The organism is Bradyrhizobium stylosanthis (assembly GCF_001641335.1).
GTDB classification, from domain to species: Bacteria; Pseudomonadota; Alphaproteobacteria; order Rhizobiales; family Xanthobacteraceae; genus Bradyrhizobium; species Bradyrhizobium stylosanthis.
Window position 1 is genome coordinate 440,043 of record NZ_LVEM01000005.1, and the last position, 16,676, is coordinate 456,718.

The window sequence follows — 16,676 nt, forward strand, 5'->3', positions numbered from 1 at the left end:
GCCGTGACGGTGGAAAGGATTTGCGTTCGCCTTGTATGTAAGGTACAAGATAAAAAGTAAAGCAAAAACAATGATCCAGAACGGCCCTAAGGTGATCGGAGGCCGGTCCGGGATCGCAGCAAAGGGCGGGTCTGATGACGGAGGCAATTCGCGGGTTCTGGGTGGCATCGGCAACGCCGCTGGCGGCCGACGGCAATGTGGACTCCGCCAAGCTCGCGGCACACGCCAAGCATCTCTTCAGCAAGGGCGTCGACGGCGTCGTGCTGTTCGGCACCACCGGCGAGGGCACCTCGTTCAATGCCGCCGAACGTGTCGCGACCATCGAGGCCGTGCTCAAGGCGGGCGTTGCGCCGGAGCGCATCGGAATCGGCGGCGGCTTTCCCGCCATCACCGACAGCATCGCGCTGACGCGCGCCGTGCTCGGCCTTGGCCTGCGCCACGTGCTGATGCTCCCGCCCTATTTTGATCGCGGCGTCTCGCCCGAGGGCATCGAGGATGCGTTCGCGGCGATCTTCGACGGTGTCGCCGATGACCGCCTGCGCGCCTATCTCTATCACATCCCGCAGGCCTCGGGCGTCGCGATCCCGACGACGGTCGCCGCAAGCCTGCGCAAGCGCTACGGCAAGGTTGTCGCGGGCCTGAAAGACTCCAGCGGCGACTTCAAGCAGTTCCAGGCGTTCCGCGCCGCCGCGCCCGAGCTCGCCATCACCGTCGGCAACGAAGCCGACATCACCCGTGCGATCGCCGCGGGCGGCGCCGGCACCATCTGCGGCATGGCCAATGCCGTGCCCGAGCTGGTCAAGAGCATGGTCGAGGGCAAGGACGTCGAGGTGCGCATGCAGGCCGCGATCGACATCGTGCTGAAGACACCGTCGTTCACTGCGACGCTGAAGGCGATCCTGGCGGCGCAGACGGGAGACGCATCCTGGCTGCGCGTGCGCCCGCCGTTGCGTGCCTCGTCCGATGGCACCGCGCTCAAGCGCAAGCTCGACGAGTTGATTGCTCCCGCCATCGCGTGAGATCACGACATTGCGACATGCTGCCGCGCATTCTCGCGCAGCGTGTCGCAATTTCCGTGAGATCAATCGGAGATTGATGTTCGGCGCCCTCGGCGCTTAGAACGATTCAACACTAGAGCGATTCAAGTCGCCTTACGGTTCTCTTCGCGCGAACCGACTGTTACAGGCGCACACTTCAACGTTCTTGACTTGAAGTGGAATGAAAGTGCGTGCCCTCGTGGATGGCTGCGACAGCGGCCGTCGAACTCGTGCCGGCAAGAGCCGAGCAAGTCTTCTCATCGGAGCAGCCGTGCTGCTCGCTGAAACTCCCTCCACCACGACGAGCGCGCAGGCGCAATCGGCGCTGCCGCCGGTGACGGTGGAAGCTCCGGCGCCGCGGTCGAAACCGGCACGTGCCTCGGGAGAAACGCCACGCCGCACGCAAGCCGCTGCGCGCCGCCAGTCCAATCGCAATGCCACGGCCGCCCCTGCGGTGCCGACGCTCTCGGAGCGCGCCGCCGCGGCCGCCGTCGCGCAGCAAGCCGCGAAGCTGGGTTACCGCGCGATGCCGAGCTCGACGACGCTGCGCAGCGGCGCTTCGCCGCTCGATACCTCGCAGGCCGTCAACATCGTGCCCGAGCAGGTGCTGAAGGACCAGCTGCCGCGCAACATCGACGATGCGCTGATCAATATTTCCGGCATTACCCAGACCAACACGCTCGCCGGCAGCCAGGACGCGGTGATCCGCCGTGGCTTCGGCGACAACCGCGACGGCTCGATCATGCGCAACGGCATGCCGCTGGTGCAGGGTCGCAGCTTCAATCCCGCGGTCGAGAGCGTCGAAGTGCTGAAGGGGCCGGCCTCGCTGCTCTACGGCATCATGGACCCCGGCGGCATCGTCAACACCATCAGCAAGCGCCCCGAGCTCTATCAGCACGGTTCGGTGACGCTGCTCGGTTCGACCTTCAATGCCTCCAAGACCGGTGCCGACGGCCTGCTCGACGTCACCGGTCCGATCGGCGACCAGGGCCTTGCCTATCGCTTCATCGGCTACGGCGTCAGCGAGGATTACTGGCGCAATTTCGGCCGCCACCGCGAGATGCTGGTCGCGCCGTCACTCGCCTGGTACGGCGAGAACACCACGGTGCAGCTCAACTACGAGCACCGTGAGTTCATCTATCCGTTCGATCGCGGCACCGCGTTCAATCCGGCGACGAAAGCGCCGCTGGCAGTTCCCGCCGATCGCCGGCTCGATGAGCCCTTCAACAACACCTGGGGCACCTCCGACCTGATGCAGGCGTCGGTCGAGCATCGCTTCAACCAGGATTGGAAGCTCTACGCCGGCTACAGCTACAACACCGAAACCTTCAGCGCCAACCAGCTCCGCATCACCGGCATCAATTTCACGACCGGCAACGAGACGCGCAGCAATGACGGCACGCAGGGCTCGCTCAGCAACGCTAGCTACGGCACGTCCTACATCTCGGGCAGCTTCTGGCTCGCCAACATGCGCAACGAGGTGGTGTTCGGCGGCGATGGACAATACCGCACCATCTATCGCGACAATTTGATCCGGCAGGCAACGCCCGCCATCAACATCTACAACCCCATCTACGGGTTGATCGGACCGGGCACGACAGTATCGAACAGCGACAGTGCCCAGACCGACAAGCTCGGCCAGTGGTCGCTGTTCGTCCAGGACACGCTGCATCTGACCGAGCGGTTCGCGCTGGTCGGCGGCGTGCGCTACATGGACTACGACCAGATCGCCGGACGAGGAAAACCGTTCGTCACCAACACCAACGTGTCCCAGGACAAGGTGCTTCCGCTCGGCGGCGCCATTCTCAAGCTGACGGACGAGCTGTCGCTTTATGCGAGCTACACTGAATCGCTCAAGCCGAACTCGACCATCGCGCCGATCGGCGTCGTGATCGGTTCCAATGTGGCGCCGGAAGAAGGCGTATCCTACGAGACCGGCCTGAAGTTCGATGTGAACAAGCGCATCTCCGGTACGCTGGCATTCTACGATCTCGACAAGAAGAACGTTCAGACGACGAAGACCAACAGCGCGGGGATCGTGGAGATCCACACGGTCGGCCGCGCCCGCTCGCGCGGCGTCGAGCTGGACGTCACCGGCAGGCTCACCGACAGCTGGGCCCTGATCGGCAGCTATGGCTATACCGACGCGCGGGTGACGGCGTCCGAGGATCTGACGCTGCTCGGCAGAAAGCTGCAGAACGTCGCGCTGAACACGGCCTCGCTCTATCTGGTCTATGATTTCGGCACGGCGTTGCCCGGCCAGCTCCGGCTCGGTGGCGGCGCGCGCTATGTCGGTGACCGACCCGGCGATGCGATCAACAGCTTCTTCCTGCCGTCCTACGTCGTCGCGGACGTCTTCGCGACCTATGAGATGAAATACCAGAACACGCCGGTGATCTATCAGTTCAACGTCAAGAACCTGTTCGATACCGTCTACTATCCGTCCGCCGTCAACAATCTCAATGTCGCCATCGGCGATGCGCGGCGCTTCTCCCTCTCGGCAACGGTGAAGTTCTAGCCATGGCGGCGCGGCACAAAGCCATGGCGGTTGTGGTCGCGATAGCGGCCGCCTGGCTTGCCGCCACAGGAGCGTCCCGCGCCGAAGAGATCACGCTCTATTCGACCCGGGAGGCCGCGCTGGTCGCGCCCGTCGTTACGGCCTTCACGGAAGCCAGCGGCATCAAGGTGAATGTCGTCTTCGTCGAGGACAGCCTGGTCAAGCGCCTGTCGTCGGAAGGCACGGCATCGCCGGCGGACGCGTTGCTGACGATCGGGCTGGACAAGACGACGCAACTCTCCGCGCGGGGTTTCACGCAGGCTGTTTCATCGCCGCGCCTCGAACAGGCCGTTCCGGCCAGTCTTCGCGGTGGCGACGCGCAATGGATCGCGCTCGCCATCCGCCCACGCATTGCGTTCGTACGAATGCAGAGTGCGCTCGCCTCGATCGACTACGAGGACCTCGCGGGCCCGCAATGGAAGGGCAAGCTCTGCATGCGCTCGCCGCTGCATCAGAACAACGTCGCGCTGGTTGCTGCCTATCTAGCCCGCCACGGCGAGGCCGCGACGCAAGGCTGGCTCGCCGGCCTGAAGGCCAATCTTGCCCACAAGCCTGCCGGCAAGGACAACGATGTGATCCGCGAGCTCGCGCAAGGCCGTTGCGACATCGGCATCGGCAACACCGTGGCATTGGCGCAATTGCGTGACGGACGGGAAGGAGCCGACTGGCGCGCCTGGGCGATGGACGTCAAGGCGGTGCCGACGAGTTTCAAGGGCGGCGGCACGCACGTGAACCTCACCGGCGCGGCCATCGCGAAGCATGCGCCGCATCCGGCGTCGGCGCGGCAGTTCCTCGAATTCCTGGTCACGCCGGCTGGCCAGCGGATCTTCGCGGCGGCCGAGCTGGAATATCCTGTTCTCCCGGCGGCGGAGCGTGCGCCCATCGTTGCCGGAATGGGGGCGTTCATCGCCGATGCGCTGCCGATCGATCAGGTCGCCGCACAGCAGCAGGCCGCGATTGCGCTCATCAGGAAGGCCGGCTTCGATGAGTAGGGTAGGTCACACGATCAAGGCCGGTCTGCACCAGATCCACTCCATCGCGGGTCTCGTACTTGCGCTGCTGCTTGCGCTGATCGCGCTGACCGGCGCGATCATGAGCTTCGAGGACGAGATCGGCGACTATCTGAACAGCGGCATCATGCAGGTCGCGCCGCGCCAGACGCCGGCGCTGATGCCCGACGAGCTGGTCGCACGGCTGCAGGGGATACCTGATATCGGCAAGGTCGCATCCGTGACGCTGTCGAGCGATCCGACGGCGGCGGTGCGTGTCCGCTTCGGCCGCGACGAGCAGGGCGGGCGGCGCGGCTCGCTCTATGTCGATCCCTATGACGCCCGCGTGCTCGGCGCGCCGCGCGGCGAAGGATTCTTCGTCACGGTTCGCCAGTTGCATCGCTGGCTGCTCATTCCCGGCGAGGCCAAGGGCTGGGGGCGCCCGATCACGGGGATTGCCGCGATCGGCCTGATCGTCATGCTGATCACGGGCCTCGTGCTGCGCTGGCCGCGCCGTGCCGGCAGCGTGAAGATGTGGCTGAAGCCCAATCTCGGGCTCAGCGGTCGCGGGCTGCATCGCTCGCTGCATGCGGTGATCGGCACCTGGGTGTTGCCGGTCTATCTGGTGATGACGCTGACCGGGCTGTGGTACTCGTTCGACTGGTACAAGGACGGCGTGGTCTGGCTGCTGTCGCGTCCGGAAGTTTCTGCAGCAAAGATGCAGCCGAAGATGGCTGCAAAGGCGCCGCGCGCCGCCGGCCGTGACGAGCAGGCCCAGCAGGTCGGGTTCGATCGTGCCTGGACGACGATCCAGCGCGAGGAGGCTGGCCGTTTCTCCAAAGTGTTGCTGGCGCTGCCCAATGGACCGGGGACGGTGATCCGGATCCGGTCGTGGCCGAAGGACTCGACGCTCGACACCACGCGCGACGAATTCCGCATCGATGCCATCTCGGGGAAGGTGATCTCGGCCGAGCGCTATGCCGACAAGACGTTCGGCGAGAAGATCATCGCCAACGTGCTCGACATCCATCGCGGCGCGTTTCTGGGTTGGCCCGGCAAGCTCGCCTTCATGATCGCCGCAGCGCTGATGCCGCTGTTCTCGGTGACCGGCATTCTGCTCTATCTGTCGCGCCGCAAGCTGCGTCGCCCTGCGCCGCCGCCGCTCGGGCGCCTCGTTCCCGGCGAGTGATCTGACTGGCCGCCGTTCAAGCCCGCCTGGATCGAATCACGCTATCTGCCCGGCACGTCACTTCGGCTGCATGCGCCGTTCACCGATGACGACGTCGTTGTTGACGGCGTAGACGAAGCAGCCGCCGTCCCGGCCATTCCGCGCCGGATCGCTGTTGCATTTTGCAAGTGCGGCGGCCTGGGCATCTCCCAGGCTCGGGTCGCCGGCCGAGATGAACAGCTTTCCCCATGGGTGGATGGCCATGGCCTTGGGCTCCATGGCCTTGTCGTAGTTCTGCACGTCGGCGCGTTGTCGCGTGATCTGCCGGATGATCGGGATCTGGGATAGGTCGTATTTGCCGGTATAGTGCAGGCGCGGCATGTCTTTCGACGCTAACTCGCCTTCCACGACGATCTCTTCGTTCACCGCAATCAGAGCGCACGGTTTGCCATAGCGCAGCTGGCACGCTTCGAGCGATCGATCGCCGGTGACGGATGCATCCTCATGCTCGCAGGAGCGAAAATAGCTCGCGCCTACGAGCTCCACCGCCTGTCCCTTGTTTGGCTTGCAGGCAACGTAGTCCTTGACCAGTACATCGCGAGGGGTTTTCGGGGCCGGCGTCGTCGCCGCTATGATCGACGCCATCGCCCGCTCGAACTGGGACTTGCGCTCCGCATTGGTCAGCGCGGCCAGGGCCGCACCCGGAAGCACCAGAAATACCACCCAAAATTTCATGATCCGCATGCCGCCCCCCAATGCACGAATCGGAACTTTACCCGTCCCACGACGGCGGACAACATGCTTCGTTCCGCGGGTGCGTTGGATTTGCGCGCTGCAGGGCGGGCGGGCATGCCCCTTGTCGGGCTGGTCAAGCTGTCCGCAATCGGCCAAAAGCGCTTGTTCAAACTTCGAAGGCTGCATATCCAATGACGATCCCGACCGTCACCCCCGCCGAAATCCGTCGCGCGCTGCTGCTGCGCGAAGAGATCGCGCTGCTCGATCTCCGATATGAGGCCGCCTTTGCCACCGGCCATCCGCTGTTCGCCGCCAACATGGCCGCAGACCGGATTGCGATCGAGGCCGAGGTGCGACTGCCGCGCAGGGACGTGGCGATCGTGCTTTACGACGACGGCGAGGGGCTGGTCGCGACCGGCGCCGAACGCCTTGCCGCGCTCGGCTATACCAACGTCCGTGCGCTCGACGGCGGCCTGAAGGCCTGGCGCGATGCCGGCTATCAGATGTTCGAGGACGTCAATTCCTATTCGAAGGCGTTCGGGGAATTGGTCGAGGCACGCCGCCACACGCCGTCGTTCAGCGCCGACGAGGTGGCAAAGCTGATCGCGGACAAGGCCAATATCGCCATCCTCGACGTCCGCCGCTTCGACGAATATGCGACCATGAACATTCCGGGCTCGGTCAGCGTGCCCGGCGCGGAGCTGGTGCTGCGGGCGGGGCAGGCGGCGCCCGATCCCGACACCACCATCATCGTCAATTGCGCCGGCCGCACCCGCTCGATCATCGGCACGCAGTCGCTGATCAATGCCGGCGTGCCGAACAAGGTCCGCGCGCTGCGCAACGGCACGATCGGCTGGACGCTGGCGCGGCACACGCTCAATCACGGCGCCGACCGGCGCGGCGCGATCGGGCCGTTCGAAGGCGGTCCCGCGAATGCGCGCGACGTCGCCTATCGCGCCGGTGTCCGCCGCATCGGCACAAGCGAGATGTCGGCGCTGGTCGCAGAGACCGGCCGCACGCTCTATCGCTTCGACGTGCGCGATGCCGAGGACTATGCGGCCGGCCATCTCAAGGGCTTCCGTCACTATCCCGGCGGCCAGCTCGTCCAGGAGACCGACATGGCCGCGCCGGTGCGCGGGGCGCGCATTGTGCTGACCGACGACAAGGGAGTGCGCGCCGACATGACCGCGTCGTGGCTCGCGCAGATGGGCTGGGAGGTCTATGTGCTCGAGGGCGGCTATGACGGCGCGCTGGAGGTTGGGCCGCCGCTGGTGTTGCCGAAGCTGGACCCGGCCCACCGATATCGCCGGCCCTATGAAGGGACCGAAGTCGCCGAACGCGCGATGCAGGCCTATCTCGACTGGGAGTATGGCCTCGTCGAGCAGCTCCGGCTCGACGGCACGCACGGGTTTTACGTGATTTGACAGCGTGATCCGTCACCCCCGCGCAACCGCGAAGCGGTTGTCGCTGGAGGTGGCCACCACATGGCGCTGGGATGCCAGGCTCATCTCCCGCCCCGCCATCTTCTCCCCGTATCCGAACCCTATTGTGCTCGGCCTCGTCCGCGGTCTATGAGCTGCGGCAAAGCCGCCATCTCAGGAGATACTATGCCAGCCTCAGGCCAAAGCCCTGAGCGGAGCGCGAAGGCGCTTCTGCTCGAAGGCGTCAATGACAGCGCCGTGGACCTGTTCCGGAGCGCGGGCTTCACCAATGTCGAGCGGCTCGCCAAGGCGCTGGACGGCGAGGATCTGCGCCGGGCGCTCAAGGGCGTCTCGCTGCTCGGCATCCGCTCGCGGACCCAGATCACGGACGAGGTGCTGGCGGCCGCCGATGGGCTGCTCGCGGTCGGCTGTTTCAGCGTCGGCACCAACCAGGTCGATCTGCTGGCGGCGCGCAAGCGCGGCATTCCCGTGTTCAACGCGCCGTTCTCGAACACCCGCAGCGTCGCCGAGCTCGTGATCGGCGAGATCGTGATGCTGCTGCGGCAGATCTTCCCGCGCTCGGTCTCCGCCCATGACGGCGGCTGGGACAAGTCCGCGGCCGGCAGCCGCGAGGTGCGCGGCCGCACCCTCGGCATCGTCGGCTACGGCAATATCGGCTCGCAGCTCTCGACGCTGGCCGAGGCCATGGGCATGCGCGTGATCTATTACGACCGCACCGACAAGCTTCGCCACGGCAATACCGAGCCGGTCGAAAAGCTCGACGAGCTGCTGGCGCAGAGCGACGTCGTCAGCCTGCACGTGCCGGAGACGCCGGAGACCGCGGGCATGATCGGCGAGAAGGAGCTGCGGGCGATGAAGCCGGGCTCGTTCCTGATCAACAACAGCCGCGGCACCGTGGTCGATCTCGATGCGCTCGCAGGCGCCCTGCGCGACGGCCACATCGCCGGCGCGGCCATCGACGTGTTTCCGGTCGAGCCGTCCTCGAACGCGCATCGCTTCACGAGCCCCGTGCAGGGCATCGGTAACGTCATCCTCACCCCGCATATCGGCGGCTCGACCGAGGAGGCGCAGGAGCGCATCGGCGGCGAGGTCGCGCGCAAGCTGGTCGACTATTTCATCACGGGATCGACCATGGGCGCGGTGAATTTCCCGGAAGTGCAGTTGCACTTGCGTCCCTCCGGCGCGCGCTTCAGCCATGTCCATCGCAACGTGCCGGGCATGCTGCGTCGCCTGAACGAGGTCTTCCTCCAGCGCGACATCAACATCGCCGCGCAGTATCTGGAGACCGCGGGCGACCTCGGCTACGTCGTGCTCGATGCCGATCTCGGCGGCGAGGACTCGGCGGCGCTGCTGGCGCAGATCCGCGCCCTCGACGGCACGGTCGGCGCAAGGCTGGTATTCGAGCACTAAACAACCCCACGTTCGGGTTGCATCTTGTGGCAACTGCTCCCACACTGCGGTCGAATTCGGCATGTACCAATCATGTCGAATTTGAGCTTCAGTCGCGTGAGTGTCCGCCATGGAACGGGACGCCGTACTGATCGATCTCGCGCTTCAGGGCGGCGGTTCGCACGGCGCCTTCTCTTGGGGCGTGCTTGACCGCCTGCTGGAAGAGAAGTGGCTTGAGATTGCCGCGATCTCCGGAACCTCCGCGGGCGCGATGAATGCCGCGGTCCTTGCGGACGGCTGGACGGCCGGCGGCGCGGAGGGCGCGCGTGAGGCGCTCGAACAATATTGGCGCCGTGTTTCCAAGGCCGCGGCCTTCAGCCTGCTGCAGCGTTCGCCGCTCGACCGCCTGATGGGGCGCTGGACCCTCGATACATCGCCCTTCTACATCCTCACCGACCTGATGTCGCGCGTGCTGTCGCCCTACGATCTCAATCCGACCGGCTACAATCCGCTGCGCGCGGTGCTGGCCGAGAGCATCGATTTCGAGCGCCTCGCGCGCTCGCCGATCCAGCTGTTCATCACCGCGACGCGGGTGCGCACCGGGCGCGGCCGCATCTTCCGCAATGCGGAGATCACGGCGGATGTGCTGCTGGCATCGGCCTGCCTGCCCACCATGTTCCGCGCCATCGACATCGACGGCGAGCCCTATTGGGACGGCGGCTTCGCCGGCAATCCGACGATCACGCCGCTGGTTCGCGAGAGCGACGCGCACGACACCATCCTCGTCCAGATCAATCCGACCGAGCGGCTGGAGGAGCCGCGGACCGCAGCGGAGATACTCAACCGGCTCAACGAAATCTCCTTCAACTCGCCGCTGATGAAGGAGCTGCGCATGATCGCGCTGCTGCGCCAGGCGGCCGATCCCGGCAGCGGCGAGGGCGCGCGCTGGGCGAAGATGCGGACACACCGGATCAAGAGCGACATGCTGGCGAAATTCGGGGCGTCCTCGAAGCTCAACGCGGAGTGGGAGTTCGTCTCGATGCTGCGCGCCGAGGGGCGCATGGCCGCGGACGCCTTTCTCCGCGAGCACGGCGCGGATCTCGGCCACCGCTCGACCGCCGATCTCGACATCCTCCTGTCGGAGTGCTGAGGCATGGGTCTCCTCGGCCTCCTCGTCGGGCTCGGTCTGCTCGTGCTGTTCGCCTTTCGCGGCTGGAGCGTCCTGCTGCTCGCGCCGTTCGCCGCGCTCATTGCCGCGCTGTTCGGCGGCGAGCCACTGCTGGCGAACCTGACCCAGGTGTTCATGATCAACGCCGCGGGATTTCTAGCGCAGTTCTTCCCGATCTTCCTGCTCGGCGCCGTGTTCGGCAAGCTGATGGACGACAGCGGCGCGGTGACGTCGGTCGCCGCCTTCATGGCCGAGCGTCTTGGCGAGCGGCGCGTGATCCTGGCGGTCGTGCTCGCCGGTGCGATGGTCACCTATGGCGGTGTCAGCCTGTTCGTCGCGTTCTTCGTCATCGTCCCCATGGCCCGTTCGCTGTTTCGCGCCGCTTCCATCCCGCGTCGCCTGATCCCGGCGGCGATCGTGCTGGGAACGTCGACCTTTACGATGTCGGCCTTACCCGGCACGCCGTCGATCCAGAATGCCATCCCGATGCCGTTCTTCGGCACGACGCCGTTCGCCGCGCCGGGTCTCGGCATCATTGCCTCGCTCATCATGTTAGGCACGGGATTGTGGTGGCTGCACCGCGCCGAAGCGGCTGCGCGCCGCGCCGGCGAAGGCTATGGCGACGATGCCGAGGGCGCGATCGAGCAGGCCGCCGCCGACGAGCTCGTGCGCGAGCGCGCGACGACCGCCCGCGAATTCGATCCGGCCGAGCTGCAGCATGGTCAGCGCAGCGACCGGCCTTCGCCGGTCGTGAGCGCCATGGCACCGCTGGTCGTCGTCGTGGCCGTCAATCTCGTGATGTCGCTGGTGATATTGCCGCGGCTCGACGTCGGCTATCTCGCCGAGCAACGTTTCGGCGCCACGTCGCTTGCTGCCGTGGCCGGCGTCTGGTCGGTCGCGGTCGCGCTGGCCGCGGCCATCGTCACGACCATCGCGCTGAACTGGGCGCGGCTGCCGGCATTGCGCCGGACCATGGACGCCGGAGCCAATGCGTCGGTCCTGCCTGCGTTCAGCGTCGCCAGCCTCGTCGGCTTCGGCGCCGTCGTCGCCTCGCTGCCGGCATTCACGATCGTGCGCGACTGGGTCCTCGCGATCGAAGGCGGACCGCTGGTCTCGCTCGCCGTCGCGACCAACATCCTGGCCGCGTTGACCGGGTCGGCGTCGGGCGGCCTGACCATTGCCCTCGACGCTCTCGGCCCGACCTATGTCGAGCTTGCCACGCGGACCGGCATCGATCTTGGGCTGATGCATCGCGTGGCGGTGATCGGCGCGGGGACCCTCGACATCCTGCCGCACAATGGCGCGGTGGTCAGCCTGCTCGCGATCTGCGGCCTGACCCACCGTGACAGCTATTTCGACATCGTCATGGTCGGCATCGTGACGTCGCTGCTGGCGCTGGTGGCCGTGATCGCGCTCGGCAGTGTGCTGGGATCGTTCTGAAAGTCCGGTGTCGGCGATTGACGGATGGGCGAAGCTTGCATTGAATGCAGGCCAACGTTGGTACGCAACACAACAAGCCGGGTGGAAACGATGAAGCGAAACAGGGCGAAGCTATGCGCATGGCTCGTGGGCACGGCGGCCGCAATGGGCGCGCACGGTGCATCGGCGCTGACGCTGGCGGAGGATGCCGAGACGGTCTGCAAGGGGCTGGTCGGCGCCACTGACGCCGTGAAGATCGATGCCACGACGTTTCAGTCGCCATCGCCGCTCGCTGTCGCCGAGCGCGGCCCGACGCCGTCGGGGCGGATCACGCCAGCCAATCCCGGCTTCTGCAAGGTGCTCGGCCATATCGACCCTGTCGATCCCAAGGCGCCGCCGATCAAATTCCAGGTCAACCTGCCGATCGAATGGAACGGGCGCTCGGTGCAATATGGCGGCGGCGGTTTCAACGGCGTGCTGATCACGGGTCTCGCGCTGCCGCCCGCCTATCCCTTCGACAAGCCGTCGCCGCTCGCGCGCGGTTTTGTCACCTACGGCACCGACTCGGGACATGAGACCAAGCCGGGCGAGCTGCCGCAGCTGTTCGCATTGAACGACGAAGCCTTCGAGAACTTTGCCCACCGGTCCTACAAGAAGGTGCGCGACGTCGCCGTGACGCTGATGGAGCGTGCCTACGGCAAGAAGCCCCAGAAGATGTATTTCATGGGCTCGTCCGAGGGCGGCCGCGAAGGCCTCACCATGGCGCAGCGCTACCCAGATGATTTCGACGGCATCTTTTCCCGCGTGCCCGTCATCAACTGGGTCGGCCTGCAGCATGCCGGCACGCGTTCAGGCCTTGCGACCATGGGCGAGGGCTGGCTCAATCCGGCGCAGGTGAAGCTCGTCGGCGATGCCGTGCGCGCGGCCTGCGACAAGGCCGACGGCTCCGACGATGCGCTGGTGCAGGATCCCGTCGGCTGCAAGGCCGCCTTCAAGGTCGAGACGCTGCGCTGCGCGGACGGCAAGAGCGGCGATCAGTGTCTCACCGACCCACAGATCAAGGCCGTGAACACGCTGCACGGGACCTACAAATTTCCGTTCGCGCTCGCCAACGGCCTCGACGACTATCCAGGCTGGGGCGTCTCCGGCGAGGACACGCCGGCGGCAGGCCCGACGGGCGGCTGGACCGCGTGGTGGCTCGGCACCGCGCCGCCTGCGCAGCCGCCTGCGCCCAACAACGGCATCGCCTGGATCTACGGCGCCGGCGGCATCCAATATGTGTTCGCGCGCGATCCCAAGCTCGACGTCACCACCTACAATGTGGAGGATCACAAGGCGCGGCTGCTGGAGGTCTCCGGCCTGATGGATTCGACCGATCCCGATCTCAGCCGTTTCCGGGCCCGCGGCGGCCGGCTCATCATGCTCGAGCACATGGCCGACTACGCCCAGAGCCCCTATGCCGGCATCCGCTATTTCGAGAGCGTCGAGCGCAAGATGGGCAAGGCCGAGACGGCGGAGTTCGCGCGGCTCTACACCGCGCCCGGCGTCGATCATGTCGGCTCCGGCGCGCCCGCCAATGTCGACATGCTGAGCGTGCTCACCGACTGGGTCGAGAAGGGCAAGGCGCCCGACGATCTGGAGGTCACCGAGCAGAAGGTCGAGGCGCCGTCATTCGCCGTGACGCGCGCGATGCCACTGTGCCGCTGGCCCGCCTGGCCGCATTACAAGAGCGGCCCGGTGACGGAGGCCGCGAGCTTTACCTGCGCGCCGTAGCGCCTCGTCTGTCTCTGCTCCGTCATGGCCGGGCTCGTCCCGGCCATCCACGTATGAACTCGCCGCACAGAGAACGTGGATGCCCGGGACAAGCCCGGGCATGACGATCTCCTGCTAATGCGCGCCGCCCCCTCCGCCCGCCGCCTTCACCCGCCGTGTCAGCAGCACCGCGATCGCGGCGAGCACGAGCACCACGCCGATCACGGCAAAGGTGTCGGAATAGCCCATCACCAGCGCCTGGCGCTTCACGGTCTTGCCGAGCGCGACGATGGCCTGCTCGCGCGCGGCGTTGGGGTCGGGGACGCCGTGGGCCATGAAATAATCCGTCATCTGCGCGATGCGGGCACGGACCTCCTCGCGGCCGAGCGTGACGGAATGGCCGATGATGTTCGAGTGGAACTGTTCGCGCTTGGTCACGATGGTGGCGAGCACCGCGGTGCCGATGGCGCCGCCGAGATTGCGCATCATGTTGGAGATGCCGGAGGCAGCGGGCGCATCCTGCGGCGCGACGCTGCCGAGGCTGAGCGCGGAGAGCGGCGCCAGCGTCAGCGCCTGACCCACGGCGCGCACGACGTTGGGGGCGAAGAACTGGTCGCCGGAATAGTCGAGCGACATCATGATGTTCATGAAGGAGCTTGCGGCGAACAGCAGCAGGCCGACGGTCGCGATATAGCGGGCATCGAAGCGCTGCATCAGCTTCGGCACCAGCGGGATCAGCAGGAGCTGCGGCAGGCCGGTCCAGGCCAGCACGTTGCCGATCTGCTCGGCATTGTAGCCCTGCACCTGGCCGAGATAGGCGGGCAGCAGATAGACCGAGCCGAACAGCGCGAAGCCGAGGAAGACCGCGGCGATCGTGCCGATGCCGAAATTCCACTGCGTCAACAGGCGCAGGCGCAAGAGCGGCTTCTCCACCACGAGCTCGTTGACGATGAACAGCGACAGGCTGATCGCGGCGATGACCGCGAGCCGCACGATGAAGGGCGAGCCGAACCAGTCGTCCTTGTTGCCTTCCTCCAGCACGGCCTGCAGCGAGGCGAGGCCGATCGCCATGGTCGCGATGCCGAACCAGTCGCCCTCGCGCAGCAGGCCGAGGTTCATCGGCTGGCGCTCCAGGGTGAAGAAGAGGATGCTCACCATCACGATTGTGGGCAGCACGTTGACATAGAAGATGGTCTGCCAGCCGTAATTCTCGGTGAGATAGCCGCCGATGGTCGGGCCGATCGCGGGAGCAAAGGTCACGGCGAGCGAGAACATGGCAAGGCCGATCGGCTGCTGCCCTTTCGGCAGCCTGGTGAAGACCAGCGTGAAGGCCATCGGGATCAGCACGCCGCCGAAGAAGCCCTGAAAGCCGCGCATCGCGATCATCGAGGGCAGGTCGTGGGTAAAGGCGCAGGCGACCGAGAACGCCGCGAACAGCGAGGCGAAGCTCAGCATGATGTTGCGGAACGAGAACACCCGCGACAGGTAGTCGGTCAGCGGAATGACGATGATCTCGCCGATCAAATAGGACGTCGAGATCCAGGAGCCGTTGTCGGCGCCGGTGCCGATGCCGCCTTCGATGTTGAGCAGCGAGGCGTTGGTGATCTGGATGTTCAGGATCGCCATGAAGGCGCCGATCATCGCCGCGAACACGGCGATCCAGACCGTGGCGCTGGCCCGGTTGGGATCGGCTGCGGCGCGCTCAGGCGTCGCGGTCGGTATGGCGGGCGCTGGCGTCGATATTGAGAGGCTGTTTGACATGGCACGACCCTCCGGAAACGGGCTTGGCTTTGAGCGTCGCTGCTGCTTGCGCGGCCGGCGCTGAACGCGTTGCGATCGTCGGGATCACGGACATGCCGGGCCGCAGCGCGATCGCAGACGCGGTCTCGGCGTCCAGCGCGATCTTCACGGGAATGCGCTGCACGATCTTGGTGAAATTGCCGGTGGCGTTGTCGGGCGGCAGCAGCGCGAACTCCTGGCCGCTGGCTGGCGCGATGGAATCGACATGGCCGTGGACGACCTGGCCCGGGAACGTGTCGATCTCGATCTCGACGCTCTGGCCGGCGCGGACATGGGTGAGCTGGGTTTCCTTGAAATTGGCGACGACATAGGCGCCATCGCTCGGCACGATCGCCATCAGCTGCGTGCCGGCCTGCACGTACTGGCCGACGCGCAAGGTGCGGTTGCCGACGACGCCGTCGATCGGCGAGACGATGGTGGTGTAGCCGAGATTGAGCTCGGCCTGATGCTGGAGCGCGACGGCGCGGGCGGCCGCGGCTTTCGCCTGCACGATCTCGGCCTTGAGCAGGTCGACCTGCTTCTGTGCGGAGACGAGGTTGGCGTTGTCGCGCGCGATCGCGGCGTCCGCGCCGGCGTCGCGTGCTTGCGCTTGCTGCGCGTTCTGCACGCTGCCATAGCCGGTCTTGGCGAGGTCGCTGTAGCGCTTGTTCTCCTGCTGGGCGAAGACCTTCGCGGCGGTGTCGACATCGATGGTCGCTTGCGCCGCAGTGATCACGGCCTCCTGAACCTCGAGCTGCGCCTGCTTGCTCGTCACCGTCGCGTTCGCGGCGGCGACGTCGGCCCTGGTCTGATCGAGCGCGACGCGGAAGTCGCGGTCGTCGATCCGGGCCAGCACCTGGCCGGCCTTCACATGCTCGTTATCGCCGACCAGGACGCGGTCCAGATAGCCGCTGACCTTCGGCGCGATCGTGGTGTTGTCGGCCTTCACATAGGCGTCATCGGTGGAGACGAGGAAGCGCCCTACCGTCCAGTAATCGTAGCCGTACAGAGTCGCGCCGGCGAGGGCCGCGGCGGCGGCGCCCGCCAGCAACAGCTTGCGAAGGTTGAGCTTTCGGCGCGGGGCGGGGGCCGGCGGCGCGGGCAGGATGCCTTCCGGGGCGCTTGTCGGGACCACGCTGGTTTCGCTCTTGGACGGGTTGGTGTGCACGGTCATAGCCGGATCCCTGAATTAGGAAACTTGACGATTTCCAAATTAGGACTAGCTTGGGAAGAGTCAATGG

The 16,676-nt window shown here is 66.1% G+C and carries 12 protein-coding genes; 9 read left to right on the plus strand and 3 right to left on the minus strand.

The window, feature by feature from the left end; all coding sequences use genetic code 11:
- Positions 1–134 precede the first annotated feature (134 nt).
- The 4 genes from A7X65_RS33330 (at position 135) to A7X65_RS33345 (ending at position 5,772) form a co-directional block, all read left to right on the plus strand.
- Positions 135–1,019, plus strand: a complete 885-nt coding sequence (locus A7X65_RS33330; RefSeq protein ID WP_063693321.1) for a dihydrodipicolinate synthase family protein — start codon at positions 135–137, stop codon at positions 1,017–1,019.
- 199 nt (positions 1,020–1,218) lie between these two features.
- Positions 1,219–3,555, plus strand: a complete 2,337-nt coding sequence (locus tag A7X65_RS33335) for a TonB-dependent siderophore receptor (RefSeq protein WP_063693324.1) — start codon at positions 1,219–1,221, stop codon at positions 3,553–3,555.
- A 2-nt stretch (positions 3,556–3,557) separates the two neighbouring features.
- Positions 3,558–4,586 carry an extracellular solute-binding protein gene (locus A7X65_RS33340; protein ID WP_063693327.1) on the plus strand — a complete coding sequence of 343 codons (1,029 nt, stop codon included), beginning with the start codon at positions 3,558–3,560 and terminating at the stop codon, positions 4,584–4,586.
- Complete coding sequence (locus A7X65_RS33345) at positions 4,579–5,772, plus strand: PepSY-associated TM helix domain-containing protein (RefSeq protein WP_063693330.1); 1,194 nt, start codon at positions 4,579–4,581, stop codon at positions 5,770–5,772. The genes A7X65_RS33340 and A7X65_RS33345 overlap by 8 nt, the downstream gene beginning before the upstream one ends.
- Before the next feature lie 57 nt (positions 5,773–5,829).
- On the opposite strand, the gene A7X65_RS33350 is transcribed toward A7X65_RS33345, so the two are convergent.
- A complete protein-coding gene (locus A7X65_RS33350) occupies positions 5,830–6,495 on the minus strand; it encodes a hypothetical protein (protein WP_063693333.1) in 666 nt (221 codons plus the stop codon).
- Positions 6,496–6,677: 182 nt separating this feature from the next.
- On the opposite strand from A7X65_RS33350, the gene A7X65_RS33355 reads away from it, so the two are divergent.
- The 5 genes from A7X65_RS33355 (at position 6,678) to A7X65_RS33375 (ending at position 13,677) form a co-directional block, all read left to right on the plus strand.
- Positions 6,678–7,910, plus strand: a complete 1,233-nt coding sequence (locus tag A7X65_RS33355) for a rhodanese-like domain-containing protein (protein WP_063693336.1) — start codon at positions 6,678–6,680, stop codon at positions 7,908–7,910.
- Positions 7,911–8,093: 183 nt separating this feature from the next.
- Entirely contained in the window at positions 8,094–9,338 is a 1,245-nt protein-coding gene (serA, locus tag A7X65_RS33360; protein ID WP_063693339.1) for a phosphoglycerate dehydrogenase, read from the plus strand.
- Positions 9,339–9,447: 109 nt separating this feature from the next.
- A complete protein-coding gene (locus A7X65_RS33365) occupies positions 9,448–10,467 on the plus strand; it encodes a patatin-like phospholipase family protein (protein WP_063693342.1) in 1,020 nt (339 codons plus the stop codon).
- A gap of 3 nt (positions 10,468–10,470) precedes the next feature.
- Positions 10,471–11,925, plus strand: coding sequence for a GntP family permease (locus tag A7X65_RS33370; protein WP_063693345.1), 1,455 nt, complete (start codon positions 10,471–10,473; stop codon positions 11,923–11,925).
- Positions 11,926–12,015: 90 nt separating this feature from the next.
- Positions 12,016–13,677, plus strand: a complete 1,662-nt coding sequence (locus tag A7X65_RS33375; protein ID WP_063693348.1) for a tannase/feruloyl esterase family alpha/beta hydrolase — start codon at positions 12,016–12,018, stop codon at positions 13,675–13,677.
- 114 nt (positions 13,678–13,791) lie between these two features.
- Here A7X65_RS33375 and A7X65_RS33380 read toward each other — a convergent pair whose 3' ends face one another.
- Positions 13,792–15,417 carry an MDR family MFS transporter gene (locus tag A7X65_RS33380; protein ID WP_063693350.1) on the minus strand — a complete coding sequence of 542 codons (1,626 nt, stop codon included), beginning with the start codon at positions 15,415–15,417 and terminating at the stop codon, positions 13,792–13,794.
- Entirely contained in the window at positions 15,359–16,609 is a 1,251-nt protein-coding gene (locus A7X65_RS33385; RefSeq protein ID WP_063693352.1) for an HlyD family secretion protein, read from the minus strand. Before A7X65_RS33385 ends, A7X65_RS33380 begins: the two co-directional genes overlap by 59 nt.
- Positions 16,610–16,676 lie beyond the last annotated feature (67 nt).

What these genes read in the sequence shown, in the direction of transcription:
- A7X65_RS33330 (WP_063693321.1), top strand. Translation starts at nt 135, where the DNA reads ATGACGGAGGCAATTCGCGGGTTCTGGGTGGCATCGGCAACGCCGCTG.
- A7X65_RS33335 (WP_063693324.1), top strand. Translation starts at nt 1,219, where the DNA reads ATGAAAGTGCGTGCCCTCGTGGATGGCTGCGACAGCGGCCGTCGAACT.
- A7X65_RS33340 (WP_063693327.1), top strand. Translation starts at nt 3,558, where the DNA reads ATGGCGGCGCGGCACAAAGCCATGGCGGTTGTGGTCGCGATAGCGGCC.
- A7X65_RS33345 (WP_063693330.1), top strand. Translation starts at nt 4,579, where the DNA reads ATGAGTAGGGTAGGTCACACGATCAAGGCCGGTCTGCACCAGATCCAC.
- A7X65_RS33350 (WP_063693333.1), bottom strand. Translation starts at nt 6,495, where the DNA reads ATGCGGATCATGAAATTTTGGGTGGTATTTCTGGTGCTTCCGGGTGCG.
- A7X65_RS33355 (WP_063693336.1), top strand. Translation starts at nt 6,678, where the DNA reads ATGACGATCCCGACCGTCACCCCCGCCGAAATCCGTCGCGCGCTGCTG.
- serA (WP_063693339.1), top strand. Translation starts at nt 8,094, where the DNA reads ATGCCAGCCTCAGGCCAAAGCCCTGAGCGGAGCGCGAAGGCGCTTCTG.
- A7X65_RS33365 (WP_063693342.1), top strand. Translation starts at nt 9,448, where the DNA reads ATGGAACGGGACGCCGTACTGATCGATCTCGCGCTTCAGGGCGGCGGT.
- A7X65_RS33370 (WP_063693345.1), top strand. Translation starts at nt 10,471, where the DNA reads ATGGGTCTCCTCGGCCTCCTCGTCGGGCTCGGTCTGCTCGTGCTGTTC.
- A7X65_RS33375 (WP_063693348.1), top strand. Translation starts at nt 12,016, where the DNA reads ATGAAGCGAAACAGGGCGAAGCTATGCGCATGGCTCGTGGGCACGGCG.
- A7X65_RS33380 (WP_063693350.1), bottom strand. Translation starts at nt 15,417, where the DNA reads ATGTCAAACAGCCTCTCAATATCGACGCCAGCGCCCGCCATACCGACC.
- A7X65_RS33385 (WP_063693352.1), bottom strand. Translation starts at nt 16,609, where the DNA reads ATGACCGTGCACACCAACCCGTCCAAGAGCGAAACCAGCGTGGTCCCG.